General features: G+C 73.4%; 1 protein-coding gene. It reads right to left on the reverse strand.

Going from position 1 to position 241, the window contains the following annotated elements; all coding sequences use genetic code 11:
- A partial coding sequence (locus KVS67_RS12835) for an LCP family protein (protein WP_368669075.1) occupies positions 1-240 on the reverse strand: 240 nt, incomplete at its 3' end.
- Between the last annotated feature and the right edge of the window lies 1 nt (position 241).

Genomic DNA, 241 nt, shown 5'->3' on the forward strand with positions numbered 1-241 from the left:
CACCACGCGGCCGAAGTCGCTGCGCGGCAGGTTGTACCGCTCCCGCGCGTAGGCCAGGGCCTTGCCCCCGTCCATCTGCACGGTGCCCGCGGGGAAGTCGATGCCGCCGGTCGAGACGAAGGCGCTGGGGTTGCCCACGCTGACGCCGCCCAGGGCGTCCACCAGGCCCTTGAAGCCGGCGAGGTCCACGGCGTCCACGTGGTCCACGCGCGCCTGGAACATGTCCTCCGCGGTGGCCACC

This window comes from Micrococcus sp. GbtcB5 (assembly GCF_019091605.1).
In the GTDB taxonomy this organism is placed as follows: domain Bacteria; phylum Actinomycetota; class Actinomycetes; order Actinomycetales; family Micrococcaceae; genus Micrococcus; species Micrococcus luteus.